The 26,771-nt window shown below is 72.0% G+C and carries 25 protein-coding genes and 1 tRNA gene; 12 read left to right on the top strand and 14 right to left on the bottom strand.

What is annotated here, in order from left to right:
- Positions 1-6 precede the first annotated feature (6 nt).
- From ACWCV9_RS04205 to ACWCV9_RS04220, 4 genes are read left to right on the top strand one after another with little or no spacing between them, the layout of a single operon-like run.
- Positions 7-1,254 carry a sugar ABC transporter substrate-binding protein gene (locus tag ACWCV9_RS04205; RefSeq protein ID WP_450784165.1) on the top strand — a complete coding sequence of 416 codons (1,248 nt, stop codon included), beginning with the start codon at positions 7-9 and terminating at the stop codon, positions 1,252-1,254.
- A 13-nt stretch (positions 1,255-1,267) separates the two neighbouring features.
- Positions 1,268-2,233 carry a carbohydrate ABC transporter permease gene (locus ACWCV9_RS04210; protein WP_450784166.1) on the top strand — a complete coding sequence of 322 codons (966 nt, stop codon included), beginning with the start codon at positions 1,268-1,270 and terminating at the stop codon, positions 2,231-2,233.
- Positions 2,234-2,277: 44 nt separating this feature from the next.
- Complete coding sequence (locus ACWCV9_RS04215; protein WP_385845870.1) at positions 2,278-3,039, top strand: carbohydrate ABC transporter permease; 762 nt, start codon at positions 2,278-2,280, stop codon at positions 3,037-3,039.
- A gap of 42 nt (positions 3,040-3,081) precedes the next feature.
- Positions 3,082-4,821: an RICIN domain-containing protein gene (locus ACWCV9_RS04220; protein WP_450784167.1), complete on the top strand. Its 1,740-nt coding sequence runs from the start codon at positions 3,082-3,084 to the stop codon at positions 4,819-4,821.
- Between the two features lie 120 nt (positions 4,822-4,941).
- Here the strand turns inward: ACWCV9_RS04220 and ACWCV9_RS04225 are convergent.
- Positions 4,942-5,015: transfer RNA gene (locus ACWCV9_RS04225), tRNA-Pro, on the bottom strand.
- Positions 5,016-5,142: 127 nt separating this feature from the next.
- On the opposite strand from ACWCV9_RS04225, the gene ACWCV9_RS04230 reads away from it, so the two are divergent.
- Positions 5,143-5,871, top strand: coding sequence for a transketolase (locus ACWCV9_RS04230; RefSeq protein WP_450784168.1), 729 nt, complete (start codon positions 5,143-5,145; stop codon positions 5,869-5,871).
- Between the two features lie 51 nt (positions 5,872-5,922).
- A complete protein-coding gene (locus tag ACWCV9_RS04235; protein ID WP_450784169.1) occupies positions 5,923-6,843 on the top strand; it encodes a transketolase family protein in 921 nt (306 codons plus the stop codon).
- 19 nt (positions 6,844-6,862) lie between these two features.
- On the opposite strand, the gene ACWCV9_RS04240 is transcribed toward ACWCV9_RS04235, so the two are convergent.
- The 9 genes from ACWCV9_RS04240 to ACWCV9_RS04280 form a co-directional block, all read right to left on the bottom strand.
- Positions 6,863-7,222, bottom strand: coding sequence for an MmcQ/YjbR family DNA-binding protein (locus tag ACWCV9_RS04240; protein ID WP_450784170.1), 360 nt, complete (start codon positions 7,220-7,222; stop codon positions 6,863-6,865).
- Positions 7,223-7,340: 118 nt separating this feature from the next.
- The gene (locus ACWCV9_RS04245; protein ID WP_450784171.1) at positions 7,341-8,243 is read right to left on the bottom strand and encodes a LysR family transcriptional regulator; all 903 of its coding nucleotides are present in this window, start codon (positions 8,241-8,243) and stop codon (positions 7,341-7,343) included.
- Positions 8,244-8,274: 31 nt separating this feature from the next.
- On the bottom strand, positions 8,275-9,474 hold the full coding sequence (locus ACWCV9_RS04250) for a glycine C-acetyltransferase (RefSeq protein ID WP_450784172.1): 1,200 nt from the start codon (positions 9,472-9,474) through the stop codon (positions 8,275-8,277).
- A 49-nt stretch (positions 9,475-9,523) separates the two neighbouring features.
- A complete protein-coding gene (gene tdh, locus ACWCV9_RS04255) occupies positions 9,524-10,552 on the bottom strand; it encodes an L-threonine 3-dehydrogenase (RefSeq protein WP_450784173.1) in 1,029 nt (342 codons plus the stop codon).
- A gap of 171 nt (positions 10,553-10,723) precedes the next feature.
- On the bottom strand, positions 10,724-11,299 hold the full coding sequence (locus ACWCV9_RS04260) for a GAF domain-containing protein (RefSeq protein WP_450784174.1): 576 nt from the start codon (positions 11,297-11,299) through the stop codon (positions 10,724-10,726).
- Between the two features lie 76 nt (positions 11,300-11,375).
- Positions 11,376-11,969, bottom strand: coding sequence for a GTP-binding protein (locus ACWCV9_RS04265; protein WP_450784175.1), 594 nt, complete (start codon positions 11,967-11,969; stop codon positions 11,376-11,378).
- Positions 11,947-12,318, bottom strand: a complete 372-nt coding sequence (locus ACWCV9_RS04270) for a DUF742 domain-containing protein (protein WP_450784244.1) — start codon at positions 12,316-12,318, stop codon at positions 11,947-11,949. The genes ACWCV9_RS04265 and ACWCV9_RS04270 overlap by 23 nt, the downstream gene beginning before the upstream one ends.
- A 2-nt stretch (positions 12,319-12,320) precedes the next feature.
- The gene (locus tag ACWCV9_RS04275) at positions 12,321-12,758 is read right to left on the bottom strand and encodes a roadblock/LC7 domain-containing protein (RefSeq protein ID WP_385845801.1); all 438 of its coding nucleotides are present in this window, start codon (positions 12,756-12,758) and stop codon (positions 12,321-12,323) included.
- Positions 12,759-12,845: 87 nt separating this feature from the next.
- The gene (locus ACWCV9_RS04280; RefSeq protein ID WP_450784176.1) at positions 12,846-15,062 is read right to left on the bottom strand and encodes an ATP-binding protein; all 2,217 of its coding nucleotides are present in this window, start codon (positions 15,060-15,062) and stop codon (positions 12,846-12,848) included.
- A gap of 401 nt (positions 15,063-15,463) precedes the next feature.
- On the opposite strand from ACWCV9_RS04280, the gene ACWCV9_RS04285 reads away from it, so the two are divergent.
- Genes ACWCV9_RS04285 through ACWCV9_RS04295 form a run of 3 tightly spaced genes read left to right on the top strand, consistent with a single transcriptional unit; the run spans position 15,464 to position 17,899 of the window.
- On the top strand, positions 15,464-15,709 hold the full coding sequence (locus ACWCV9_RS04285; protein WP_450784177.1) for an ABC transporter permease: 246 nt from the start codon (positions 15,464-15,466) through the stop codon (positions 15,707-15,709).
- A gap of 24 nt (positions 15,710-15,733) precedes the next feature.
- Positions 15,734-16,492, top strand: coding sequence for a hypothetical protein (locus ACWCV9_RS04290; protein ID WP_450784178.1), 759 nt, complete (start codon positions 15,734-15,736; stop codon positions 16,490-16,492).
- 6 nt (positions 16,493-16,498) lie between these two features.
- Positions 16,499-17,899: a hypothetical protein gene (locus ACWCV9_RS04295; RefSeq protein WP_450784179.1), complete on the top strand. Its 1,401-nt coding sequence runs from the start codon at positions 16,499-16,501 to the stop codon at positions 17,897-17,899.
- 69 nt (positions 17,900-17,968) lie between these two features.
- On the opposite strand, the gene ACWCV9_RS04300 is transcribed toward ACWCV9_RS04295, so the two are convergent.
- A complete protein-coding gene (locus ACWCV9_RS04300) occupies positions 17,969-18,712 on the bottom strand; it encodes a TetR/AcrR family transcriptional regulator (RefSeq protein WP_450784180.1) in 744 nt (247 codons plus the stop codon).
- Between the two features lie 360 nt (positions 18,713-19,072).
- Here ACWCV9_RS04300 and ACWCV9_RS04305 point away from each other — a divergent pair, with 360 nt between their 5' ends.
- On the top strand, positions 19,073-20,125 hold the full coding sequence (locus tag ACWCV9_RS04305) for an enolase C-terminal domain-like protein (protein WP_450784245.1): 1,053 nt from the start codon (positions 19,073-19,075) through the stop codon (positions 20,123-20,125).
- Positions 20,126-20,165: 40 nt separating this feature from the next.
- Here ACWCV9_RS04305 and ACWCV9_RS04310 read toward each other — a convergent pair whose 3' ends face one another.
- Positions 20,166-21,350, bottom strand: a complete 1,185-nt coding sequence (locus ACWCV9_RS04310; RefSeq protein WP_450784181.1) for an MBL fold metallo-hydrolase — start codon at positions 21,348-21,350, stop codon at positions 20,166-20,168.
- Between the two features lie 244 nt (positions 21,351-21,594).
- Between ACWCV9_RS04310 and ACWCV9_RS04315 the strand changes: the two genes are divergently transcribed.
- Together ACWCV9_RS04315 and ACWCV9_RS04320 are read left to right on the top strand one after the other, a co-directional pair.
- Positions 21,595-22,773 (top strand): Glu/Leu/Phe/Val dehydrogenase dimerization domain-containing protein, encoded by a 1,179-nt coding sequence (locus ACWCV9_RS04315; protein ID WP_450784182.1) that lies wholly within the window; start codon positions 21,595-21,597, stop codon positions 22,771-22,773.
- A 91-nt stretch (positions 22,774-22,864) separates the two neighbouring features.
- Positions 22,865-23,485: a TetR/AcrR family transcriptional regulator gene (locus ACWCV9_RS04320; RefSeq protein ID WP_450784183.1), complete on the top strand. Its 621-nt coding sequence runs from the start codon at positions 22,865-22,867 to the stop codon at positions 23,483-23,485.
- 135 nt (positions 23,486-23,620) lie between these two features.
- Here the strand turns inward: ACWCV9_RS04320 and ACWCV9_RS04325 are convergent, their stop codons facing one another.
- Complete coding sequence (locus tag ACWCV9_RS04325; protein WP_450784184.1) at positions 23,621-24,406, bottom strand: SGNH/GDSL hydrolase family protein; 786 nt, start codon at positions 24,404-24,406, stop codon at positions 23,621-23,623.
- A 161-nt stretch (positions 24,407-24,567) separates the two neighbouring features.
- The gene (locus ACWCV9_RS04330; RefSeq protein WP_450784185.1) at positions 24,568-26,652 is read right to left on the bottom strand and encodes an alpha-galactosidase; all 2,085 of its coding nucleotides are present in this window, start codon (positions 26,650-26,652) and stop codon (positions 24,568-24,570) included.
- Positions 26,653-26,771 lie beyond the last annotated feature (119 nt).

Raw genomic sequence — 26,771 nt, forward strand, 5'->3', positions numbered from 1 at the left:
CGCCCCGTGACACCCACCCGTCGTACCCTGCTCCGCGCGGTCGCCGTCGTCGGCGCGCTCGCCTCCCTCGCCGCCTGCGGCGGTGGTTCCGGCTCCTCGGGCTCCGCCTCGGGCGGGGCCGGGGGGACGTACACCTTCTGGGACCCCTACCCCCAGTTCGACGCCTCCTCGGCCTGGGGCAAGCTGGTCTCCGCGTGCGGCACCAAGGCCGGGGTGACGGTGAAGCGCACCGCGTACGACACCACCGACCTGGGCAACAAGGCGCTGCTGGCCGCCCAGCAGGGCAACGCGCCGGACGTGATGCTGGTCGACAACCCGGTCGTCTCCACGCTGGTGGAGGCGGGGATCCTCAACAAGACCAGCGATCTCGGCCTGGACACCGCGTCGTTCCAGAAGAACATCATCGGCGCGGGCACCATCGGCAACGCCTCCTACGGGGTGCCGATCGGCGCCAACACCCTCGCCCTCTACTACAACAAGAAGGTCCTGTCCGCCGCGGGCGTGGACCCCGCCTCGGTCAAGGACTGGAACTCCCTGACCGCCGCCCTGAAGAAGGTCAAGGCGGCCGGGAAGAAGGGCATCACCTTCTCCGCGATCAACACCGAGGAGGGCAGCTTCCAGTTCCTGCCCTGGTTCTGGGGCGCGGGCGGCGATCTGACCCGGCTCGACTCGGACCAGGGTGTCGCCGCCCTGTCGCTGTGGAAGCAGTGGGTGGACTCGGGATACGCCCCCAAGGACGTCCTCCAGAACACCCAGACCACCAGCTGGCAGGAGTTCGCCACCGGCGGCTACGCGTTCGGTGAGAACGGCACCTGGCAGCTCGGCAACGCGGGCAAGGCAGGGTTCCCGTACGGCGTCCTCAGCATCCCGGCGCGCAACGGCGGTCCGGCGCCGGTGCCGACGGGCGGAGAGTTCGTCACCGTGCCCGTGCAGAAGGACTCGGCGCGCTACGGCGTCAGCAAGAAGATCGTCGAGTGTCTGACCAGCGACAGCAGTCTGCTGCCCACGGACAGCACGCTGATGTACGTGGCCCCGACGGCCTCGGTCCAGGCCGCGCAGGTCAGTCAGAACCCGGCCCTGAAGCCCTGGGTGGCCGCGGTCGCCGCGGCGCGCGGCCGTACCAGCGGCGGCCTCGGCACCAGGTACCCGCAGATCTCGCAGCCGATGTGGACCGCCGTCCAGAACGCGCTGTCCGGCGGCAGCAGCCCGAAGTCGGCCCTGGACACGGCCCAGGCGAGCGCGCGGAAGAACTGAGGGACCCGGACCCATGACCATCGCCCCTGCCGAGCGGTCCCGGCGGGCGGCGGCAGCGGGGACGGGCGGGCCCGGCCCGCTGCCGGCGCGGCGCGGACAGCGGCGCCGCAGCCGGCTCACCGCCCTCGCGTTCGTCGCCCCGCTGATCGCCTATCTCGCCGCCTTCTACCTCTATCCCCTCTACCGCAATCTCGATCTGAGCCTGCGGGACTACACCGTCCGCTCCTTCGTGGCCGGCGACGCGCCCTTCTCCGGCTGGGACAACTTCCACACGGTGCTGAGCGACCCGGCGTTCGCTCCGGCGCTGCGGCACACGATGGTCTTCACCTTCGTGTCCATCGCCTTCCAGTACGCCGCCGGGCTCGCCCTCGCGGTCTTCTTCAACCGGCACTTCCGGCTCTCGGCGGTGCTGCGGGCGCTGTTCCTGGTGCCCTGGCTGCTGCCGCTGATCGTGTCGGCGTCGACCTGGTCGTGGATGTTCAACAGCGAGTCCGGCGTGGTGAACTACCTGCTGCACCTGCTCGGAGTGGCTCCCGTCGACTGGCTCACCTCGCCGCACTGGGCGCTGACCTCGGTGATCATCGCGAACATCTGGATCGGCATCCCGTTCAACCTGGTCATCCTCTACAGCGGGCTCCAGAACGTCCCGGCCGAGCTGTACGAGGCGGCGGCGCTGGACGGGGCGAGCGCCTGGCAGACCTTCCGCCGGATCACCTTCCCGCTGCTGCGGCCGGTGTCGGCGATCACCCTGCTCCTCGGTCTCGTCTACACCCTCAAGGTGTTCGACCTGATCTGGATCATGACCAAGGGGGGTCCGGGTGACTCCTCCGCCACCCTGGCCACCTGGTCGTACCAGCTCGGCTTCGGCACGCTGCTGCCGAAGTTCGGGCCGGGGGCCGCCGTCGGCAACCTGCTCATCCTCATCGCCCTCGTCTTCGGCCTGCTGTACATCCGCGTCCAGAGGAGGCAGGAAGCGTGAAGTCCTGGCGTCACACGGCCGTCGGCCTCCTGCTCACCGCGCTGATGCTGTTCCCGGTGTACTGGATGCTGAACGTGTCCCTCACCCCGCAGCAGGACATGCGCAAGAGCCCGCCCGACCTGCTGCCGCTGCACCCGACCTTCGCGGGCTACCGGGCGGTGCTGGACGACCAGTTGCCCTATCTCGGCACCAGTCTGCTCATCGGCCTCGGCACGGTCGCCCTCACCCTGCTGATCGCCGCGCCGGCCGGCTACTCGCTGGCGCGACTCCGTCCGCGCGGCGGCGGCGCGATCGGCCTGGTCCTGCTGATCGCCCAGATGATCCCCGGCATCGTCATGGCGATGGGCTTCTACGGCATCTTCCTCGATCTCGGCCTGCTGAACTCCTGGTGGGGTCTGATCGTCGCCGACTCCACCATCGCCGTGCCGTTCGGCGTCATGATCTTCACAGCGTTCATGTCGGGCATCCCCGGCGAGCTGATCGCCGCCTCCCGGATCGACGGCGCGGGCACCTTCCGCACCTTCTGGTCGATCGTGCTGCCGGTGAGCCGGAACGCGCTCGTCACGGTCTCCCTCTTCAGCTTCCTGTGGGCCTGGTCCGACTTCGTCTTCGCCACCACCCTGGACGGCGGCGGCGAGCTGCGGCCCATCACCCTCGGGATCTACAAGTACATCGGCAACAACAACCAGGAGTGGAACGCGATCATGGCGACCGCCGTGGTCGCCTCCGTTCCCGCGGCGGTCCTGCTGGTCCTCGCCCAGCGCTATGTGGCCGCGGGCGTGACCGCGGGCGCGGTCAAGGACTGACCGCCCGCATCCCTCTCATCCCCTCCGTCGAGGAGTTCCCCCATGAGCCGCACCAGACCCCTCATCCCCCTCCTGGGCGTGTGTGCGCTGGCCGCCACGGCCGCACTCGCCACCGGGGCCCCGGCCCAGGCGGCCCCCACCTCCGCCACCACCCTGGTGGTCGACGCGAACCGGACCCTCCGCCCGGTCACCCATGTCGCCGCCGGCAGCCTGTACGGCCTCGCCGACGACAGCACGCCCGCCGACGGTCTTGTCGGCGCGCTCAAGCCCAACACCTTCGTGCAGATGGCGCCGGGCGGCTCCCAGCTCCCCAACGGCGAGCCGAAGCCCGCCGGCGACGCCCTGACCGTGGCGCCGAAGGCGGCCCGCGCCGGCGCGAAGGTGGTCGTACGGATGCCGGACTGGTACCCGAACTTCCCCTACAAATGGGTGAGCTGGAGCGACTGGCTGGCGGCGGTGGACAAGCAGGTGGCGTCCGTGCAGTCCTCCGGCGCCACGAACATCGCCGCCTACGAGCTGTGGAACGAGCCCGACTGGACCTGGGACACCGCCCATGCCGGCGCGTTCGACGCGGGTTGGGCCCGCACCTACCGGGAGGTCCGCGCCAAGGACGCCAGGACCCCGGTGCAGGGCCCGAGTTACTCGTCCTGGAACCAGTCCGCGATGAGCACCTTCCTCACCGACGCCAAGGCGAGCGGCACCGTCCCGGACATCGTCTCCTGGCACGAGCTGCAGGGCAGCCAGGACATCGCCGCGCATGTCGCCGCCTACCGCGCACTGGAGTCGAGCCTCGGCATCAGCCCGCGGCCGATCGCCGTCGAGGAGTACGCCAAGCCCGACGAGGTGGGGGTCCCCGGCGCCCTGATCGGCTATGTCGCCAAGTTCGAGCGGGCCGGGGTGCACGACGCCGAGCTGGCCTTCTGGAACCACTACGGCACCCTCGGCGACACCCTCACCGACACCGGCGGCTCACCCAACGGCTCGTACTGGATGTACCGGTGGTACGGCGACATGTCGGGGAACATGCTGGTCACCACTCCCCCGGCGCAGACGGGCATCGACGGCATCGCCTCCCTGAACGGCTCGGGCAACCAGCTCGGCGTCGTCGCCGGCGGCTGCACCGGCTCCTGCGCGGTCACCGTGCGCGGCCTGTCCTCGCTGTCCGCCTTCGGCAGCACGGTCCACGTCAGGCTGGAGTACACCCCCAGCACGGGCCGTACGACCGCCTCGCCCGGCCCAATCACCGTCTCCGACGCCGACTACCCGGTGTCGAACGGCTCGGTCACGGTGCCGGTGACCATGAACGCCTCCGACGGCTACCACCTGGTCGTCACCCCGAGCGGCACCTCCACCTCGCTGGCCGGGCGCTACCAGATCACCAACCGGAACAGCGGGCTCGCCCTGGACACCCTGAACGGGGACACCGCTCAGGGCACCTCGGTGGTCCAGGCCACGGCCACCAGCGGCACCGACCAGAACTGGACGCTGGTGTCCGCCGGCTCCGGCCTGTACCGCATCGTCAACCAGAAGAGCGGGCTGCTGCTGGGCATCCGGGACATGAACACCGGCGACGGTGGCACCGCCCTGGTCTGGGGTGACAACGGCACCGCCGACCACCTCTGGCAGGTGATCCCGGCCCGCGACGGCTATTACAAGATCGCCAACTACAACAGCGGTCTACTGCTGGGCGTGGACGGGATGAGCACGTCACCGGGCGCCCAGGTCCTCCAGTGGTCCGACAACGGCACGGCCGACCACCTGTGGCGGCTGACCCCCCGCTGACCCCACCGAGCCACCCGTGTCCCTGGCCGATGTCGGCGGCCGGGGGCACGGGTGTGTGCATATGCGTGAGGGGCCCTCAGAAGAGAGCCCCTCAGCCGCGGACATGTCCGACATCATCTGTCGGGACGACAGGATTTGAACCTGCGACCCCTTGACCCCCAGTCAAGTGCGCTACCAAGCTGCGCCACGTCCCGATGCCGTCTGACCTGGGGTTTCCCCGGTCGCAACGCGCAGAGAAACAATACCGCACTCGACTCGGTGCTCGCTCCTCCCTTTCCCGCGGTTGACCTCGACTTTGGTTGAGGTTGCAGGCTGTGGGTCATGACGATCACCGCGAACGAACACCGCGCCCACGGCTTGGACGACCGCCGCTACGGCTTCGACGACCTGGCCGGGCTGATGAGCATGATGACCGGCGACGAGAAGCACGGCCCGGCGGCCACCTCCACGCTCGACGTGCTGTGGGTGCTCTACGACCGGGTGCTCCGGGTGAGTCCCGAGCGGCGGGACGATCCGGACCGCGACCGGTTTCTGCTGAGCAAGGGACACGGGCCCATGGCGTACTACGCGGTGCTGGCCGCGAAGGGGTTCCTGCCGGTGGACTGGCTGCCCGGGTTCGGGTCGTACGACTCCCCGCTCGGCCACCACCCGGACCGGGTGCTGGTGCCCGGCGCCGAGATCGGCAGCGGGTCGCTCGGCCACGGCCTGCCGATCGCCGTGGGCACCGCACTGGGGCTGCGCGCCCAGGGGCGGCACGATCCGGCCGTCTGGACGCTGATCGGCGACGCCGAACTGGACGAGGGCAGCAATCACGAGGCGATCGCGTTCGCCGGGCCGGCCGCGCTGGAGCGGCTGCACACGGTGGTGATCGACAACTCCTCGGCCAGCCATGCGCTGCCGGGCGGGATCGCCGCCCGGTTCGAGGCCGCGGGCTGGTCGGCGGTGAATGTCGACGGACGCGACCACGAGGCGCTGTACGCCGCCTTCACGGCACCGCACCCCGGGCGGCCGCACGTCGTGGTGGCCCGCGTCGAACCGAAGAACGCCTGACCTGCACTCGCTGCTCGGAAAGCCAGAAGTCAGAAAGAAGGACACCTTTCCATGGACACCATGCGTGACCGCTTCGCTCCCGTCGTCTCCCGGATGCTGGACGAGGACCCGCGTGTCGCCCTGGTCCTCGCCGAGATCGGCAAGGACGCCTTCCGCGACGCCATGGCCCGCCATCCGGACCGGGTGATCAATGTCGGCATCCGCGAGCAGCTCCTGGTCGGGGCGGCGGCCGGGCTGGCGCTCACCGGGCTGCGGCCGGTCGTGCACACCTTCGCCAGCTTTCTCGTGGAGCGGCCGTTCGAGCAGGTCAAGCTGGACCTGGGCCACCAGGACACCGGGGCGGTGCTGGTGAGCGCGGCCGCCTCCTTCGACTGGCCGGCCGGCGGCTTCACCCATATGGCCCCGGGCGACGTGGCGCTGCTGGACACCCTGGACGGCTGGACCGTGCATGTGCCCGGCCACCCCGACGAGGCCGAGACCCTGCTGCGGCACGCCGTCGCCGCGGGCGACGACAAGGTGTACGTGCGGCTGTCCTTGCAGGCCAACCAGCAGGGCCGGGCGGTCGGCGGCCAGGGGTTCATGACCGTCCGCGAGGGCCGCTCCGGTGTGGTCGTCGCCGTCGGCCCGATGCTGGACGCCGTCCTGGCGGCCACCGAGGGGCTGGACACGACCGTGCTGTACGCGACGACCGTACGGCCCTTCGACGCGGCCGGTCTGCGCCGGGCGACACAGGGCGCGGGCACCGATGTCGTCCTGGTCGAGCCGTACCTCGCGGGCACCTCTACGGCCGCGGTGAGCGAGGCGCTCGCGGACGTGCCGCACCGGGTGCTGGGCCTGGGTGTCGGCCGCCGCGAGCTGCGCCGCTACGGAACCATCGAGGAACATGTCACCGCACACGGGCTGGACGCGAGCGGCCTGCGGCAGCGGATCGGCCGGTTCCTGAGCGCGGGGCGGGTGGGCGCGGGCGTGTGAACCGGCCTTCCGGCACCGCTCATTCACCCGGCGGCAACCCCAACTCCGGGTAGGCCTCCAGGAGTCGGGGCGGAGCCGCCTGGCGCCAGGAGTCGGCGAGGATGTCCCGCAGCTCGTCCTCGTCCTCCAGCGCCGCGAGTCTCGCCCGCACCCAGGCGAACTGGGCCTCATGGGCGGCGATCCAGAACTTCTCCGGTTCGGCCAGCACCAGTTCGTCGCGCTCGTCCTTCGGACAGCGCACCGCGAGGGAGGTCTCGTCCTCGGGCAGGGTCGCGAACATCTTCCCGGCCACCCGGAATGTGGGCATGCTCCAGGCGACCTTCTCCGTGGTGTCCGGCAGGGACAGGGCGATACGGCGTACGTCTTCTGCATCCGGCATGGCACGCACCGTAGCCCCTGCCACTGACAGTCACCCCGCCGGTGGCCGCAGGCAGGGGCAGCGCCGGCTCGGTCACGGCGGGCGTGGGTCCGGCCTCGGCGCGTTCAGCGCGGCACCCTCACGCCTGCGCCGCCTCCCCCAGCGCCTCCAGCACCGGGCGGATCAGCGGATGTCCCTCCGCTCCGCGCCGTACGGCGGCGAAGACCCGGCGGGTCGGGGCCACCCCGTCGACGGGGCGTACGGCCACGTCCCTCAGGTCCATGCCGCGCAGCGCGGAACGCGGTACGAGGGCCACGCCCGCGTCGGCGGCCGCGAGGGCGACGACGGCGCGGAAGTCGTCCGAGGAGTGCTCCAGGCGGGGCTGGAATCCGGCGTTCTCGCAGGCCAGGACGACCACGTCATGGCAGGGGTTGCCGGGGTAGGGGCTGATCCAGGGATCCTTGGCCAGTTCGGCGAGGGGCACCTCGAGGGCGTCGGCGAGGCGGTGGCCGAGGGAGACGACGGCGTCGAACGGCTCGGCGTAGAGCGGGACATGGGTCAGCCGGGGGTCGTCGGCGGGCGGGGCGCCGCGGTACTCGACGGCGACCGCCACATCGACCTGCCGGTCGAGCACCATGGGCAGGCTGGCGTCGCCCTCGGCGTCCTGGACGCGGATTCCGATGCCGGGGGCGGTGAGGGCGAGCCGGGCCACGGCCGGGGCCACGACCTGCGCGATGCCGGTCGCGAAGGCCGCCACGGTGACCGTACCCGCCTCGCCCGAGCCGTAGGCGGCCAGCTCGGCCTCGGCGCGCTCCAGCTGGGCGAGGACCGCGTTGGTGTGGCTGAGCAGGATCTCACCGGCCGGGGTGAGCCGTACGCCCTTGGCGCCGCGCTCGACCAGCCGGTGGCCGGTCTCCTGCTCCAGGGCTGTCAGCTGCTGGGAGACGGCGGAGGGGGTGAGGTAGAGGGCGGCGGCTGCCGCGGTGACCGTGCGGTGGTCAGCCACCGCACGGAGGATGTGGAGCCGCCGTGCCTCGATCATGCCGTCAATTATCCCAGCAGATCCGGGCCGGTCAGGACTCCAGCTCGGCGCGGGCCGCGACGAAGGCGTCGACCGCGCGGTCGACGTCGGCCGTGGAGTGCGCGGCGGACAGCTGGACCCGGATGCGGGCCTGGCCCTGCGGGACGACCGGGTAGGAGAAGCCGATCACGTAGACGCCGCGCTCCAGCAGCAGCTCGGCCATCCGGGCCGCCTTCGCCGCGTCGCCGATCATGACGGGCGCGATGGCGTGGTCGCCGGGGAGGATGTCGAAGCCCTCCTCGGTCATCCGGCGGCGGAACAGCGCGGTGTTCTCGGCGAGCCGGGTCCGCAGGTCGTCGGCGGACTCCAGCAGGTCGAGGACCTTGAGCGAGGCCGCCGCGATCACCGGGGCGAGGGTGTTGGAGAACAGGTAGGGACGCGAGCGCTGGCGCAGCAGGGCGACGATCTCGGCGCGGGCGGCGACATAGCCGCCGGAGGCGCCGCCGAGGGCCTTGCCGAGGGTGCCGGTGATGATGTCGACGCGGTCCATGACGCCGTGCAGCTCGGGCGTGCCGCGGCCGGTGGGGCCGACGAAGCCGACGGCGTGCGAGTCGTCGACCATGACCATCGCGCCGTAGCGGTCGGCGAGGTCGCAGATCTCCTCCAGCGGCGCCACATAGCCGTCCATGGAGAAGACGCCGTCGGTGACGATCAGCTTGCGCCGGGCGCCGCCCTCGGTCGCCTCCTTCAGCTTCGCCTCCAGGTCGGCCATGTCGCGGTTGGCGTAGCGGAAGCGGCGGGCCTTCGACAGGCGGATGCCGTCGATGATGGAGGCGTGGTTGAGGGCGTCGGAGATCACCGCGTCCTCCTCGCCGAGCAGGGTCTCGAAGACACCGCCGTTGGCGTCGAAGCAGGAGGAGTAGAGGATCGTGTCCTCCTGGCCGAGGAAGGCGGAGAGCCGGCCCTCCAGCTCCTTGTGCACCTCCTGGGTGCCGCAGATGAAGCGGACGGAGGCCATGCCGTAGCCCCAGCGGTCCAGGGCCTGGTGGGCGGCGGCGACCACGGCGGGGTGGTCGGCCAGGCCCAGGTAGTTGTTGGCGCAGAAGTTCAGCACCGCGCCGGGGCGGCCGCCGGCGGTGACGTTGACGGTCGCGGACTGCGGGGTGCCGATGACCCGCTCGGGCTTGTGCAGTCCGGCGGCGCGGATCTCGTCGAGGGTGGCACGCAGGTCGTCGCGGACGGTCTCGAACATGGGGACTCCTGAAAGTGCTGACGGGGCTAGGGGTGGCGCGATCCGCGGCTTACGCGGTCCAGTCGAGGATGATCTTGCCGCCGGTGCCGCTCGCGGCGTCGGCGAAGGCCGCCTCGAAGTCGCGGTAGTCGTACCGGCCGGTGATCACGGGGGCCAGGTCGAGACCGCCCTCCAGCAGCACCGACATCGCGTACCAGGTCTCGAACATCTCACGGCCGTAGATGCCCTTGATGGTGATCATCGAGGTGACGACCCGGGCCCAGTCGACCGGGAACTCCTGCGCGGGCAGGCCGAGCATGGCGATCCGGCCGCCGTGCGTCATGTTGGCGATCATGTCCCGCATGGCCTCGGCGCGGCCGGACATCTCCAGGCCGATGTCGAAGCCCTCGCGCAGCCCCAGCTGCCGCTGCCCGTCGGCGATCGTGGTCTCGGCGACGTTCAGGGCGAGGTTGACCCCGATCTTGCGGGCCAGGGCCAGGCGCTCCTCGCTGACGTCGGTGATGACGACGTTGCGGGCGCCGGCGTGCCGGGCCACGGCGGCGGCCATCAGGCCGATCGGTCCGGCACCGGTGATCAGGACGTCCTCGCCGACCAGCGGGAAGGACAGCGCGGTGTGCACGGCGTTGCCGAACGGGTCGAAGATCGCGGCCACATCGAGGTCGACGGGCACCCGGTGGACCCACACGTTGGACGCGGGCAGGGTGACGTACTCGGCGAAGGCTCCGTCCCGGCCGACACCGAGGCCGACGGTGGCCCGGCACAGGTGCCGGCGGCCGGCCAGGCAGTTGCGGCACTTGCCGCACACCAGGTGGCCCTCGCCGCTGACCCGGTCGCCGATGCGGATGTCGCTCACGTCCCGGCCGACCTCGACGACCTGTCCGACGAACTCGTGCCCCACCACGAGCGGCGTCCGGATCGCCTGCTGCGCCCAGCCGTCCCAGGCCCGGATGTGCAGATCGGTACCGCAGATACCGGTCCGCATGACCTTGATCAGTACATCACCCGGGCCGACCACGGGGTCCGGGACGTCCGTCAGCCAGAGTCCCGGCTCGGCCTTCTGCTTGACCAGCGCCTTCACGCGTACGGCTCCTGTGGGTGAGGTCCCGGCCGCGGGCATACCGAAGAAGCCCGCACCGGGTCAGAGGGGTGGAATCACCCTGCAATCTGCCGTATGCGCGAGCCGGGGTCCATCGAGCTTTTCTTAACCGCCGCCTCAGCTTTCCTTCACGCCCGGCCATCCCCCGGCAGCTCAGCCGGGCAGGCCGTCCCCGGCACCAGGTTCCAGGCGTACGACGAGATCGGCGGCGAACGCCTTGATGGTCTCCAGCCCGGACCGCCCCCAGCTCCGGGACGCCACGTCCTGCACGCACACCGTGCCGAGCGCCATGCCGGAGCTGTCGATGAGCGGGGCGCCCAGATAGGAGCGGATGCCGTACTCGTCGACGACCGGGTTCCCCGCGAACCGGGGGTAGTCCCGGACGTCGTCCAGGACCAGCGCTCTGTGGCGGACCACCACATGGGGGCAGAAGCCATGGTCGCGCGGCAGGACCCGGCCCAGCTCGGGCCTGCTGCCGTCGTCCCGGACGACCGGGGCGGTGGCCGGGACGGACAGGCCGGCGAAGAACTGGTGGTGCTCCCCGACGAAGTTGACCATGGCGTAGGGCGCGCCGGTGAGGCGGGCGAGATGGTCGGCGAAGGCGTCGAGCGCCGGGTCGGGGCGGTCCGCCAGGCCGAGCCGGCGCAGCCGGTGGACGCGGGCGGGGGCCTGTTTGTCCTCGGGGGTGAGCAGCAGCCCCCGGACCGGCCGGGGTGGCTCGTAGCTCATGGCCGGGCTCCGTCGCTGTGGGCGTATCGCATATGGGGACTCCGTGGGTGTGGACTCCGTGGGCGGTGTGGTGGCATCACATGGGGGTGCGCTGGCTGGGCGCGGGGGTGTGGGCGAGCAGATGGCGTACGAGGGTGAGCAGGGTCTGTACGCCGGAGCTGGAGATGCGCGCGTCGCAGCGGACCACCGGGATCTCCGGGTCGAGGTCGATGGCCGCGCGCACCTCCTCGGGGTCGTAGCGGTGGCCGCCGTCGAACTCGTTGACGGCGATGATGAAGGCGAGCCCGCGCTCCTCGAAGAAGTCGACGGCGGCGAAGCAGTCCTGCAAGCGGCGGGTGTCGGCGAGGATCACCGCGCCGAGCGCGCCCTCGGACAGCTCGTCCCACATGAACCAGAACCGCTCCTGTCCGGGTGTGCCGAACAGGTACAGCACATGGTCCCGGTCGAGCGTGATCCGGCCGAAGTCCATGGCGACCGTGGTCTCCATCTTGTTCTCGACGCCCTCGAGACTGTCCGTGCCGACGCTGACCGTGGTGAGCAGCTCCTCCGTGCTGAGCGGCGCGATCTCGCTCACCGCGCCCACGAAGGTGGTTTTCCCGACCCCGAACCCGCCCGCGACAAGGATCTTGAGCGCGGTGGGGAACGGGTCAGAGCTGTCGTCGTAGTCCATCGAGCACTGCCTCCAGCAGAGACCGGTCAGTGGGAGTGTGGTGGTAGGCGGGCGGCTTGGTGGTCAGCGCCCCGCAGTCGACCAGGTCCGCGAGGATCACCTTGGTGACCACCGCGGGCAGTTTCAGCTGGGCGGCGACCTCGGCGACCGAGACGGGCGCGCGGCACAGGTCGAGTGCCTGCGCGTGTTCCGGGCCGAGGTAGCCGAGCGGGGTGACGCCGGTGGCCATCACCTGCGACATCAGGTCGAGGGCGATGCTGGGCTCGGTGCGGCCGTTGCTGACCGTGAACGGCCGCACCAGCCGCCCGGCCGCGTCGTCCAGCCACGGCCCGTCGCCGGCCGCGGCCACGCTCAAGGCCTCGTCGCCGTGGGTTCGGCGGCATGCTGCCGGGGAGCGGTGACCAGGTAGGGGCGGACGCTCTTGACCAGCATCGCCATCTCGTAGCCGAGGACGGCCGCGTCGGCCTCGCGGCCGGCCAGCACGGCGAGACAGGTGCCGGACCCGGCGGTGGTGACGAACAGCAGCGTCGCGTCCAGCTCGACGACGACCTGGCGGACGTCCCCGCCGTCGCCGAACCGGACGCCCGCGCTGCGGCCGAGCGAGTAGAGGCCGGAGGCGAGGGCCGCCATGTGGTCGGCGCTGTCGAGGTCGAGGCCGTGCACGGACTTCACCAGTCCGTCGCAGGACAGGAGCACCGCGCTGGTGGTGTGCGGCACGCGCTGTACGAGGCCGCTCAGCAGCCAGTCGAGGTCGGATGCGTGGGGGGCGGTCGGCGCATCGCTCGGCATGGTGGATCGACTCCTTGAAGGTACGAAGGTCAGCGGGAGCGCTGGGATGGGGGGTGCGGGTGCGTACGGGTGCCGTCGCGGGTGCGGTCAGCCGGCCGGGGCGCTCCCGGCGGACCGGCCGGTGTCACGGGTGCCGTCGCCGGTGGGCGCATGGGGGTGCGCCGGGGGTATGGGCGCCGGAGCGGGGTGCTCCGGACCGGAAGGGCGACGGGTCGTGTCGGGGTGGGCGAAGCCGGTCATGGGGGTGGGCTCCCTGTGGGCGGAGCCCATGTAGGGGGAAGCGGTGTGCCCGGGCCCCATGGGGGCGGACCCCATGTGCGCGGGATCCATAGTGGTGGACCCCATGTGCGCGCCCTCCATGGAGGCGGAACCGGTGTGCGCGGAACCCATGGCGCGCGGCTCGCGGTGCATCGGTTCGCGGCGGGGCAGTTCTCCGCGGACCGGCGCGGTGGGCGGGGTCGCCAGGTATCCGGACGTGTCGTACGGCGACTCGCCCGGTGCCGGTTCCATGCCACCGTGTGCCGGTTCCATGTGCTGCTGCGCCTCGGCGAGGGTGATGCCGCGCTGGAACGCGGCCATCAGCCCGGGATCGTGGCCCGGGACGGTGTCGGTGTCCTGGCGGGGTGCGGGCCCGCCACGGAGCTGGGGCACGATGTGCTCCTGGGCGCGGCGCCGCGGCAGTTGGGGCTTGCCCATGGTGCCGCGGACCGGGCCGGTGCGCGGGGTGGGCGGCAGGCCCGCGCGCGCCTCGACGATCGGCCGGTGCTGGGCGCTGACGCCGGGCACGGCCTCGGCGGGCGTGGGCCGCTCCGGACGGGCGCCGCGCACCGGAAGCGGGGCGGGGCCACCGCCACCGCGGGCGTCCTCCTCGCTCCGGCCGGTCTCCGCACCGCTTCCAGCCCCGATGCGCTGCGCGGACTCCGGCTGGGCCTGCCGGTGCCGCCCGGTGCCCGTGCCCGGCGCGGGGACCGCACCGGCCGGGGGAACGGCCGGCGCCGGCCCGGCCGCCTCCGGCCGCTGCACTGCTCCGGCGCCCGCGGCGCCGTGCTCCCGCGGAGCCTCGCCGGCGGTGGCCCCGGCTGCCGTCGGCGCGCCGGGCGCCGAGCCCAACAGCACCTGCGGCACGACGAGGACGGCCTGCACCCCGCCGTAGATGTTGGTCTGGAGACGCACGTGGATGCCGTGCCGACGGGCGAGCTGGGAGACGACGTACAGGCCGATGCGGCCGTCGGACAGCAGGCTGGCGACGTTGACCTGGTCCGGGTCGGCGAGCAGGGCGTTCATCTTGTCCTGCTCGCCGACGGGCATGCCGAGGCCGCGGTCCTCGACCTCCACGGCGAGCCCGGAGGTGACGAGGTTGGCGCGGAGCAGCACCTGGGTCTGCGGGGCGGAGAACACCGTGGCGTTCTCGATGAGTTCGGCGAGCAGATGGATGACGTCGGCGACGGCGTGCCCGCGCAGTTCGCCGTCGATCGGCGGCACCAGCTTGACCCTGGAGTACTGCTCGACCTCGGCGATGGCGGAGCGCAGCACCTCGGTCATGTTCACCGGGTTGCTCCACTGGCGCCGGGAGACGGCCCCGCCGAGCACGGCGAGGTTCTCGGCGTGCCGCCGGATGCGGGTGGCCAGGTGGTCGACGTGGAACAGGCCCTTGAGCAGGTCGGGGTCCTCGATCTCGTTCTCGAGGTCGTCGAGGATCGAGATCTCCCGGTGCACGAGGGACTGAAGCCGCCGCGCGAGGTTGACGAAGACCTCCAGCTTCTGCTCGCTGCCTGTCTGGCTGGAGAGCTGGGCGGCGCGTACGACGGCGGTGACGGCGCCGTCGTACGCGCGGGCCAGGTCGCCGGCGAGCAGCTCGAAGTCGTCGGCGTCCGCGGGCGGCCGGCGGCGCTGCGGGGGCTGGGGCGGGGTCTCCCCCTGACGCAGGGCGTCGACCAGGGCGTGCAGCTCGGCCTCGCCGCGTGCGGCGGTGCGGCGGAGCGCGGCGACGCGGTCGGCGACCGTGCGGGCGGCGCGGTCGGCGGCCACGGCGGCGATCAGAATGCCGGCGACGGTCACGGTGACGGCCCCGGAGAGCACGGCCCAGAGCATGGGGCCGGTGCGCGCGCCGGTGGAGCGGATGCTGAACAGCACGGCGGCGGTGGCGCTGAGCGCGACCGCGAGCGGTGGCAGCACGGCGAACCGCATGAGCTGGGGCCGTATGTGCGTCTCGGGCAGTGCGGGGGCGGGTCGGGCGACCGGCCGACCGTGCCGGCCGCCCTCGCGGCGGTCGGCGCGGGTGGCCGGTGCTCGGAGGTGAGACATCTGCGTCCTCGTACTGGTCCGTCGGGCTGCCATTCGGCGACTGACAGTAGTCGCCTCGGCCTCATGTGCGGTGGGCAGTTGACAAAGTCCCCCACGGATGGTCCCGCTCTGGTATGAAGCCTCGCACGGAGGACCGATAACCCCGTCAGGACAAGGCAGTTGAATCCGAAAGGGATCGAAGCGACCCGGTCGGAACCGATCAGGGGAACAGGGCTGCGATTCCGGCTTTCCGGACACTCCCCGACCCGGCCCGCCGGGATCCGGGAGCGCGAATTATTACGCAGCGCATTCGCTTTGGCCTTGACCCGGCCATCACCAGAAACGGACACTGTGTACGAGGTATATGTGCCTCGTATATATGCCCCGTACATGAAGATTCCCCCTATGAAGGGAGGCCTGTCATGGCCTTCCGTACCCGGTTCTGGCTGGAGGCCGGTCTCGGCGCCCTGTCGGGGCTGCTCCTCCTGATCACGCTCGCCTGGCCGCAGTGGATCGAGACGGTCTTCGCCGTCGACCCCGACGCGGGCGACGGAACGGCAGAGTGGCTGGTCGTCGCCGTCACGGCCCTGGTCACCGTGGTGAGCGTCCTCGGTGCGCGGATCGAGTGGCGCCGCACCCACCCGGTCACCGCGCACTCCCCGCGGTAGCGGCTGAGGTGTAAGGAGGCTGCCATGCCTGACACGCTCACCGAACTCTTCGAGAAGAGCGATCTGAGTTTCGTGGGGACGGTCACCCGCCTCGGCGAGAGCCGGGTCGCCAGCGTCCCGGCCGACGAGCGTACGGCCGTGGTCCGGGTGTCCCAGGTGCTGCACGCCAAGGACGCCTTCGCACGGCTCGCCGGCAGCGAGGTCACCGTACGGCTGCCCGACGACCGGGACCCGCCGGCCGTCGGCGAGACGGACGCGTTCTTCACCGGCAGCGCGGTGTACGGCGAGGGTCTCGTCGTACAGGAGATCGGCCGGCTGCCCGCCGACGAGGTGCAGCAGCACGTCGAACGCGCGGCGACGGCCGGCGAGCGGATGCCGCTCTCCGGTCTGGAGCGCACCCAGCAGAACAGAAAGCTGGTGTCCCACGCCGAGGAGGTGGCCGCGGTCGTGGTCGGCGTCGTGGTCGCCCTCGAACAGCTCGGCGCGGAGCACACCGCCGACGCGCCGGTGACGGAGCACGACCCCGACTGGTGGCTCGCACACATCAACGTGGCCCATGTGGTGCGCGGGGACGTGTCCGAGGGGCCGCTCGAGGTGCTGTACTCCAACAGCCGGGACATCCACTGGCACATGGCGCCGGCCCTCAAGGCTTCCCAGGAGGGGATGTTCCTCCTGCACGCCGCCGAGGGCGATCTGGCCCGGGTCGCGCCCTTCCAGATCCTCGACCCGCACGACGTCCAGCCGGTGCACCGGCTGGAAACCATGCAGGCAGCCCGGAGGTGAACGGACATGCCCACGCTCAAAGTCGTCGACATCACCCCGGCCGCGCTGAGCGGCAACCGCACTCAGGACTCTGAGCCGAGCCTCGCCGTCAACCCCGAGCGCCCCAACGAGATGGTCGCGACCGCGCTCACCCCCGACCCCATGGGCGGACCGCTCGCCCCCGTCTTCGTGTCGACCGACGGCGGGAACAGCTGGGTGATGCGGAGCATCGTCCCGGGCGGCACCCCCGACCTGGGCACCGGGGACATCTCGGTCGGCTTCGCCACCAAGGGCGGTGTCGTGTACGCGGGCATCCTGAACGGCGCGGCAGCGGTCCAGAGCATCACCCGCTTGCAGATCCTGCGCTCGCCCGACGTCTCCTCCATGGCCCCCATGGAGATCCTGGTGTCCCGGGACGAGGTGGACCAGCCGTGGGTCGTGGCCGGGAGCGTCCAGGCCGGTGACATCGCCCGCGACCGGGTCTACGTCACCAACAACGACCTGGGCCGGGGCCCGCGGTCCGCTGCCGTGGATCTGTCCGCGGACGGCCGGGCGGCCACGCCGACCACCGGGTTCCGCGAGGACACCCTCGAACAGCGCCCCACCGCGGGCCAGGACGGACCGCCGGTGCGGCTCGCCCTCCACCCCGGCGGGACGGTGTACGCCGCCTACGAGAGCTGGCAGCGGGCGAGGGACCTCGGTGGCGGCATCGTGGACGTCGTCTTCGACGTCGTCGTCACCCGGGACGACAGCGGAGGCATCGGGCCGAACGCGTTCCAGAGCCTGAAGGACGCCACCGACTCGGCCATCGGCCAGCGGGTGGCGACGGAGGTGTCCGAGCGGTTCAGCGCGCTGATGGGCCAGGAGCGGCTGGGCGGCGATCTGTCGATCGCGGTGGACCCCACGAACGCCGGCCATGTCGTGGTGGCCTGGTGCGACCGGGTGGGCCATCAGCCGGGCTGCACCCTGCATGTGCGCCATTCGACCGACCACGGGCAGACCTGGTCGGACGATCTGCGCACGGTCACCGACGCCAAGAACCCGGCGCTGGCGGTGACCTCCGACGCCGTGCTCGGGCTGGCCTACCAGCAGTTCACCCAGGGGCAGTGGGTGACCGCCCTGGAGGTGACGCACAACGCCTGGCAGACCGCGGTCCAGCCGCTGGTGCTGCACCGGGCGCGGGCGGACGTGCCGGTCGCCGAGTTCCTGCCGTACCTCGGCGACTACATGCGGCTGCTCGCCGTCGACCGGGACCTCTACGGGGTCTTCTCGGGCAACAACACACCCGACATGTCCCATTTCCCGGACGCCGACGACGTGGTGTTCCAGCGCCACGCGGACTTCGCGCACCACCAGCTGCTCGACCTGGACAACGCCACACGCGTGCCGCCGTCCATCGACCCGTTCTTCTACCACTGGGCCGCCTAGCAGCCCGCGTCCGGGGCCGGGGCCGTCCGCGTAGGGCGGGCCCGGCCCCGCCGTGTGTGCGCCGCTCCCTCAGGGGGTCCGTCCGCCGTAGAAGGTGTCCGCCGGGGGCTCGGGGAGGCGGGCGAGGAGGGCGTCCAGGCCTGCCATCATTTCCCCCTCGTCGTCGTAGTCGGCGAAGCGTGGGACGAGGGCGCGCAGCCGCGGGTACTCGGCGGCGGGCAGCCGGTGCAGGCCGAGGCGCAGCAGGACGTCCGGCTCGTCGGGGTCGTCGACGACCTGGCGCTTGTCCACCAGGAGGCAGCCGAGGTTCCAGGCCACGACGGTGCGGTAGACCCTCAGGGCGGTGGCGTCGTCGAACCCGGCGCGGGCGAGGACCGCCAGCATGTGCTCGGTGAGCTGGAGCCATGCCGTCGGGCGCCGGGCCACGGGCACGGCGAGCGGCCGGGTGGCGACCACGGGCAGGATCTCGGGATGGGCGTGCACGACGCAGGCGAACGACCGCACCACCCGGCGCAGTTCGGTGTGCCAGGGGGGCTCGGCCGGTGCGCCGCTCGCGTCGGCGCGCGGCTCCTGCGCCGTGGTGCGCAGCCGTTCGTTGACCTCCTCGAAGAAGGCCTCGACCAGGCCGTCGAGAAGGGCTTCCTTGCCGTCGACGTAGCGGTAGAGGGCCATGGGCTCCACGCCCAGGTCGGCCGCGAGGGCGCGCATGGTCAGGGCGGCGAGCCCGGCTCGGTCGACGAGGGCGACGGCCGCACCGAGCACCAGCGGCCGGCTGAGGCGCCCGCGCCGCTCGGGAAGGTCGCGCTGGGCCATGGGGTGCTCCGGATACGTCGTACACGTCCTTCGTAATTGTACGTTTTATCCGGATGAGAGCGCCTCTGCTGTCCTAGCCCGGCACGAAGCTGCCCCAGCATGGGCACGAAGGGGCCGTCCTGCCGCCGACCGGAGGGAATCGTCCGGGCGACAGAGTGATCTCTGCATGAGCCGAACGAAGCCGGGGACCCATGACGGTGCTCACCAAGCCGACTCAGCGCAGAGGCTCAGATGACTCTCCCCGACCCCCTTCGGCCCGCCCCGAGGTACGGCACCGACGGTGCGGCGCAGCTGGACGGGTGCCGTGTCGACGCGGTCGACGTGCACGCCTTCGAGGTGCCCACCGACGGCCCGGACGGCATGGAGGAGGACGGCACGCTGGAGTGGGGCTCCACCACCCTGGTCCTCGTCCGGGTGCATGCCGGCGGTCGTACCGGGCTCGGCTACACCTACGGGGACGTGTCGGTCGCCTCGTTCGTCGAGTCCCAGCTCGCGGACGTCGTCAAGGGACAGGGTGCCGGTTCGCCGCCCGCGCTCTGGCAGGTGATGGGCCGCCAGATCCGCAACGCGGGACGCCCCGGCCTCGGCGCCATGGCGGTCTCCGCGGTCGACGTGGCGCTGTGGGACCTCAAGGCGAGGCTGCTGGAGCTGCCGCTGATCCGGCTGCTGCCGGCGTTCCACGACCGGGTCCCGGTGTACGGCAGCGGCGGTTTCACGAACTACTCCCTGGACCGCCTCACCGACCAGCTCAGCGGGTGGGTGGAGCAGGGCATCCCGCGCGTCAAGATCAAGACCTCCCGGCGCCCGGACCGTGACCCGGAGCGTCTGGCCGCGGCGCGTACGGCCATCGGCGACGGGCCGGAGCTGTTCACCGACGCCAACGGGGCACTAGGCCGCAAGGAGGCCCTGTACTGGGCCCGCCGGTTCCACGAGGAGTGGGACGTGCGGTGGCTGGAGGAGCCGGTCAGCTCCGCGGACCTCACCGGTCTGCGCATGCTGCGCGAGCACGGGCCCGGCCGGCTGGAGATCGCGGCGGGCGAATACGCCTACACCACACGGGACTTCACCAACCTCGTCCAGGGCCCCGCCGTGGACTGCCTCCAGGCCGATGTCACCCGCTGCGGGGGCGTCACCGGCGTCCTGGAGACGGCCGGTCTGGCGGCGGGGCACGATCTGGACCTGTCCGCACACTGCGCGCCGGCGGTCTCGGCCCATGCGTTCTGCGGCGTACGCCGGCTGCGGCACCTGGAGTACTTCCACGACCATGTGCGCGTCGAGCGCCTGCTCTTCGACGGCGCCCTGTCACCCGACGACGGCGCCCTGTGCCCCGACACCGGCCGGCCCGGCCTCGGGCTGGAGGTCAAGTGGCCCGACGCCGAGCGCTACCGCGTGTACGGACCACGGACCGCCTGACCTTGCCCGCACAGGAGAGTCGACCTCAGGGCGTCCGCGCTCAGCCCTCGCCCACCAGGTCGAGGGCTTCGCGCGCCGCCACCGCGGTGATCTCCGGAACTGGCCAGGTCCGGTTCAGCGGCAGGGACGCGGACTGCCACCACGGGCGGGTGGGAAGGGCTCCGGACGGCTCGAAGGGCTGGCCCGGGACGGGCAGGGCGACCGGCTGCTCGACCGCGGTGGCGGCGGCCAGCGTCCACTCCCCCGGCTCGGCCCAGGCGTGCGGGGCGAGGTTGAAGGTGCCCCAGTGGATGGGCAGGAGCGCGCCGTGCGGCACACCGCCCTGGAGGTCGAGGTGGGCGCGCACGCCCTCCTCGGGGGTCATGTGGATGTCGGGCCAGAACTCGCTGTAGGCGCCGATCTGGATCATCGTGGCGTCGAACGGGCCGTGTGCGGCGCCGATGTCCTTGAAGCCGTCGAAGTAGCCGGTGTCGCCGCTGTGGAAGATCCGGTGCTCCGCGCCGGCGACGACCCAGGACGCCCACAGGGTGTGCTGGGTGTTGCGCAGGCCGCGGCCGCAGAAGTGGCGGGCCGGGGTGGCCGTGAGGGTGAGACCGCCGACCTCGGTGGACTCCCCCCAGTCCAGTTCGCGCAGCCGGTCCGGCGAGACGCCCCAGTGCTCAAGGTGGGCACCGACGCCGAGCGGTACGGCGAACAGCGTGTCGGTGCCGGCCAGCGCCTTGATGGTGGGCAGGTCCAGGTGGTCGTAGTGGTCGTGCGAGATGACGACGACGTCGACCGGGCCGAGCGCGGCCAGGGGCAGCGGCACCGGGTGCAGCCGCTTGGGGCCGGCGAAGGGGAACGGGGAGCAGCGCTCGCCCCAGACCGGGTCGAACAGGACCCGCCGGCCGTCGATCTCCGCGAGCACGCTGGAGTGGCCCATCCAGGTCAGCCGCAGTCCGGTGGCGGGCGGCTGGGCCAGCTCGGCGAAGGTGGTGGGGTGCACCGGGACGGTGCCGCGCGGGACGCGCAGCGGACGGGTGTCCTTGTCGAAGAACACCTTCGCGAGGTCCAGCGGGGAGCCCGCGGGCCGGGTGCGCGCGGGGCCGCCGGGGTTCTGGAAGACCCCGTCCTTGAAGTGGGGGGAGCGGCGGATGCGTGCCAGGCGCTCACCGCCCGGGTCCGCGCCGAAGACCTCGGGCCGCAGCCCGCGGAGCCCGGGGTTCGGGGAACGCAGTCCGGTCACGGTACCTCCCGGTGGAGTCGCTGAGGCCCTCCATTATGGTCGGCCCCTACGACAGCCCGGGCACCGGCAGGACGACGCCCCTCCCCGCCACTGCCTGCTGACCCGTAGTTCAGCGCGTTGACAGGTGCCGAACCGGCTCCGGATACTGACCCGCGATTCAGTACCACCCCGGCGCCGCCCGCACTGGGACCGACTGCCTTCCGCCGCACCCATATCCGCATCCGCATCCGTATCGAGGAGCCTCATGACCGGCCCCCTGCTGTCGCTCGTCTGGACCGACCACGTCACCGGACGGCGGGGCTTTCTGGTCGTGGACCGGGTGGTGCGCGGTGTGGCCAGCGGGGGCCTGCGGATGCGCCCGGGGTGCACGCTGGAGGAGGTGACGGGGCTCGCCCGCGGCATGACCATGAAGGAGGCCCTGCACTACGACCCCGAGGGCCGCTACGTCCCTCTCGGCGGCGCCAAGGGCGGCATCGACTGCGATCCTCGGGACCCGGGGGCGTACGGGCTGCTGGTGCGCTACCTGCGCGCGATGCGGCCGTACCTGGAGAGTGTCTGGGCCACCGGTGAGGACCTGGGACTGAGCCAGGACCTGGTGGACCGCGCGGCGGCCGAGGCGGGGCTGGTCTCCTCGGTCCAGGCGGTGTTCCCGCTGCTGGACGACGAGGCGGCGGCCCGCAGGCGCCTCGTCGACGCCTTCGCGGTCGAGGTGGACGGCATCGGCCTGGACGAGCTGGCGGGCGGCTGCGGCGTCGCCGAGTCGGTGCTCACGGCCCTGGACCGCGCGCGCGTGCCCCGCTCGGACACCCGGGTCGCCGTGCAGGGACTCGGCACGATGGGCGGCGCCACGGCGCGGTTCCTCGCGCGGGCGGGGCTGACCGTGGTGGCCGTGGCCGACATCAAGGGCACGATCGCCAACCCGGCCGGTCTCGACGTGGCGGCGCTGCTGGCCGCGCGGGACGCGTACGGCACCGTCGACCGCGGTGTGCTGCGCCCCGGCGACCTCGAACTGCCCGGTGACGCCTGGCTGTCGGCGGACGCGGAGGTACTGGTGCCCGCAGCCGTGTCGTACGCGGTCGACACCGCGAACCAGGAGCGGGTCCGCGCCCGCTGGGTCGTGGAGGCCGCCAACATGCCCGTGCTGCCGGAGGCGGAGTCGCTGCTGGCCGCGCGCGGGGTGACGGTGCTGCCCGACGTGGTGGTCAACTCGGCCACCAACGCCTGGTGGTGGTGGACGCTGTTCGGCGACATCGGCCCCGCCGCCGAGGAGGCGTTCGCACACATCCGACGGGCGATGCGCACCCTGGTCGGCCTGACGCTGGACCGCGCGGAGGCCGACGGGACGACCCCGCGCGCGGCCGCCCACGCCCTGGTCGCCGACCGGCTGCCGGTGATCGCGGAGCGGTTCGGCTGGTACCGGTGACGCACCGGCGGCCGGGCCCTCGGGCAGCGAACTGCCCGGAAGACAGCCGCCGATGATCCGAACACCTGACGCAACACACTAGGGTGACGGCGTGGCGAGAGTGCGGTTGAGCGTGGCCGAGCGGCGGGCGGAGCTGCTGCGGGCCGCCGTGGGGCAGATCGAGGAGCGGGGCGTGGCGGCGGTGCGGATCGCCGACGTGGCCGCGTCGCTCGGGGTGAGCAGCGCGCTGGTGCTGTACCACTTCTCGACCAAGGAGAAGCTGGTCGCCGCAGCCTTCGCCTTCGCCGCCGAGGACGATCTGGCGCATCTGCGCAAGCTCCTGGGGCGGCGCACCTCCGCGCTGCGCCGGCTGCGGGCCGCGGTGCGCTGGTACGCCCCCACCGGTCAGGCCAAGGGCTGGCGGCTGTGGATCGAGGGCTGGGCGGTCGCGCTGCGCGAGCCCGCCCTGCGGGAGGTCACCCGGGACCTGGACAGGCAGTGGAAGGCGGCGCTCACGGAGGTCATCGCGGAAGGTGTGGCGGCCGGCGAGTTCTGCTGCGCCGACCCGGCCGGTACGGCGCTGCGCCTCACCGCCCTGCTGGACGGCCTCGCGGTGCAGCTGACGTCGTACCCCGGCGCGCTGCCACGGACCCGGGCACAGGAATGGGCGGACGACGCCCTCGCCCGCGAACTGGGCCTGGACCGCGAGACATTGATCCGGCGAACCCGTTGACCGCGTCACCGCGCGGGACCTGCGGGTGCCGCCCCCGGGCCGCGGCCTGCACCCCGGACCTCCGGGCCCGCACCCGTTGTTCCGCCCGGCACCGCACCGCATCCGGTGCCGGGCGGAACAACGGTCGTCATGCCCTTACGCCACCGCAGCGATCCGCAGCTTGATGTCGTCCGGGGACAGGGTGCCCTTCGCCGTCACATGGTCGCCGGAGGACTCGCCCCGCAGCCGGCGGCCGATCCACGGCACCAGGTACTCACGGGCCCACTGGACGTCGTCGCGGCGGATGTCGAGGGTGCCCCGGGGCGGCAGCGGCGGCCAGGGCTGCTCCGGGTCGGCCGGGACCTCCAGACCGAGGACCTGGCCCGCGCGCAGCGCCACGCGCGTGTGCCCCTCGGGCGAGAGATGGAGCCGGTCGCTGTCCCAGGCCCTGCGGTCCTGCACGGACTTCAGGGACCACAGGTCCAGCACCGGGCAGCCGTACCGGTCGGCGATGGCGCGCACATGCCCGTTGTAGGTGGCGATCTTGCCGCGCAGATGCTTGAGCACCGGGACGCCCCGGGTGTCGAACCCGGTCGTCACCAGCACCGTGCCCGCGGCCTCGGCCAGTCGGGCCACGGCGCGTTCGAACCGCTCGGCCACCTCGTCCGGGTCGGTGCCGGGGCGGATGATGTCGTTACCGCCCGCACAGAAGGAGACGAGGTCCGGGGCGAGTTCGACGGCCTGCGGGAGCTGGTCCTCCACGATCTGGTCGAGCAGCTTCCCGCGGACCGCGAGGTTGGTGTACTGGAAGTCCCCCTCGGGCCTCCGGTCGGCGAGCAGTACCGCGAACCGGTCGGCCCAGCCTACGAAGGCCCCGTCGGGGCCGGGGTCGCCGACGCCCTCGGTGAAGCTGTCCCCCACCGCTACGTACGACCCGATCACTGATCTGTTGTCATTCTTCGAATCGTCTGCCACGACGAACCATGATTCACCGTGCGATGTGACTTACGCGACCGTAGGGAGGGGTTGACGAGCGGTGAGATGAGACACTCTTAAATCATTTGCGCGAGGGGAATAGAGCCGGTCTCACCCGTGTTGAAAACTTAGATGCGGCGCAGCCGGAGGACTGTCGCATCCAGGTCGCCCTTGAGGCCGGTAGGCAGCCCGTGGTGCAGCAGGACCGCCCCTCGGTGGACTTCGCCTGTTTCGGGGCATTCGTACGAGGCTGTCGGGTCGAGTCCGCGCAGCCGTACGGCCGGTACCGGTTCGCCGTAGCTTTGCGCCTGGAGGCAGGCCAGGACCACCGACTCGTCGCCGAGAACGTACTGGACCGCGCTCAGACCGCCGGCCGGGGGCCGCAGCCGGTACAGGTCGCCGCGCTGGACGACGGGCCGGATCTCCTTGTACAGCTCCACCCACCGGCGGGCCTCGGCCAGCTCCTCCTCGGTCCACTCGGTGAGGTCACCGCCGACCCCGAGCACCCCCGCCATGGCGCTGACGAAGCGGAAGCGCAGCGTGCTGACCCTGCCGTTGAGCTGGGTGTTCGGGCTGTCGGTGACCCAGGCGGCCATGACCCGCGCCGGATGGATCTGGCTGAAGCCGTGCTGGATGGCGAGCCGGTCCAGCGGGTCGGTGTTGTCGGAGGTCCACACCTGGTCGGAGCGGCTCAGCACACCCAGGTCGATCCGGCCGCCACCGCCCGAGCAGGACTCGAAGGCGACCCCGGGATGTGCGGCACGCAGCCGGTCCAGCAGGGCGTACAGGGCGCGGACGTGGTCCACCCACAGGCGCTGCGGATAGGGCTCGCCGGGCCAGCCGGCGTCGGTGAAGCAGCGGTTGAAGTCCCACTTCACATAGTCGATCCGGGCACTGGAGAGCAGGGTGTCGAGCTGCTTCCAGAGGTATTCCCGGACGTCCTCGCGGGCCAGGTTGAGGACGAGCTGGTTGCGCAGCTCCGTCCGCTTCCGTCCCGGTTGGTACTGCACCCAGTCCGGGTGGGCCCGGTAGAGGTCGCTGTCGGGGTTGACCATCTCCGGCTCGACCCAGATGCCGAACTGCATCCCGAGGCCGTGCACCTGCTCGGCCAGCGGTGCCAGGCCGTGCGGGAAGCGGTCGGGGTTGGGGCTCCAGTCGCCGAGCCCGGCGCGGTCGCTGGTGCGGGCGCCGAACCAGCCGTCGTCGACGACGAACAGCTCGACCCCGATCGCGGCGGCCCGGCGGGCGAGCGCGAGCTGCTGCTCCTCGGAGATGTCGAAGGTCGTCGCCTCCCAGGAGTTGAACAGCACCGGCCGGTCCCGATCGGCGTCCGGGATCACATACGCGCGCTGGTAGGCGTGCCAGGCCCGGCTCGCGCCGCCGAAGCCGCCGTCGCTCCACAGGCCGGCGAAGACCGGGGTGGTGTACGACTCCCCCGGGTGCAGGAGCAGCAGGCCCGAGTCGTCGTATCCGGCGCCCCCGGTGATCTGTACGCGCGCGTCGGGGAGTTGGGCGACCGCGATGCGCCAGGAACCGGACCAGCCGAGCGCGCAGCCGTAGACCTCGCCGCGCTCCTCGGTGGCGTCGGTGTCGAGCGCGACCCAGGGCAGGTGCTGGTGGCCGGTGTGGCCGCGGCGGCTGCCGATGACCTTCTCGCCGTAGGTGAGCGGGGCGGCGGTGAGCCGGGACTCCGCGGCCCAGCGGCCGTGCAGCTGGGACAGCCGCCAGCCCTCGCGGTCGGGCAGGGTCCAGGTCGCCGCGTCGGCGCGCAGCAGCTCCACGCGCGCGTGCCCGCCGTTCGCCACGGTCACCCAGCGTTCCACGACATCGCCGCGCATCCGGTAGTGCAGGGTGACGGCCAGCCCGTCGTCGTCGAAGCGCAGCCGCAGTTCCTCGGCCCCGTCCTCGCCCCCGGTGTCGTACGACACGCAGCGCCACTCGGTGCCGCGGCGCTGCTCGGTGCGCACGGACAGGGCGGGCCGGACGAAGCGGGGGCCGCCCTCGACGGGGTACTCCTCGCGGCCGTCGAGCGGGGACTCGAAGGGCCGGTAGCCGGGCAGTGGACGCGCCGCCAGGGCCTCGGCGTCCGCGAGGGCGATCCGCGGTCCCCAGTGGAGGTGCAGCAGTTCGTCCCGCTCGGTGAGGTGCAGGGCGTAACTGCTGGTGGGCCCCGAGAGGAGCCAGGTACGTCCGTCTTCGGCGATGTCCACCATCGAGGCCTCACAAGTGCCAACAGATCCGCTCAAGCACGAACATCATCAGCCGGGATCGCCCTGGTGACAATGCCTGTGGACAACTCATTGCCCCAGTCAAGCGATGTCGTATCGTCGAC

The organism is Streptomyces sp. NPDC001606, assembly GCF_053596835.1.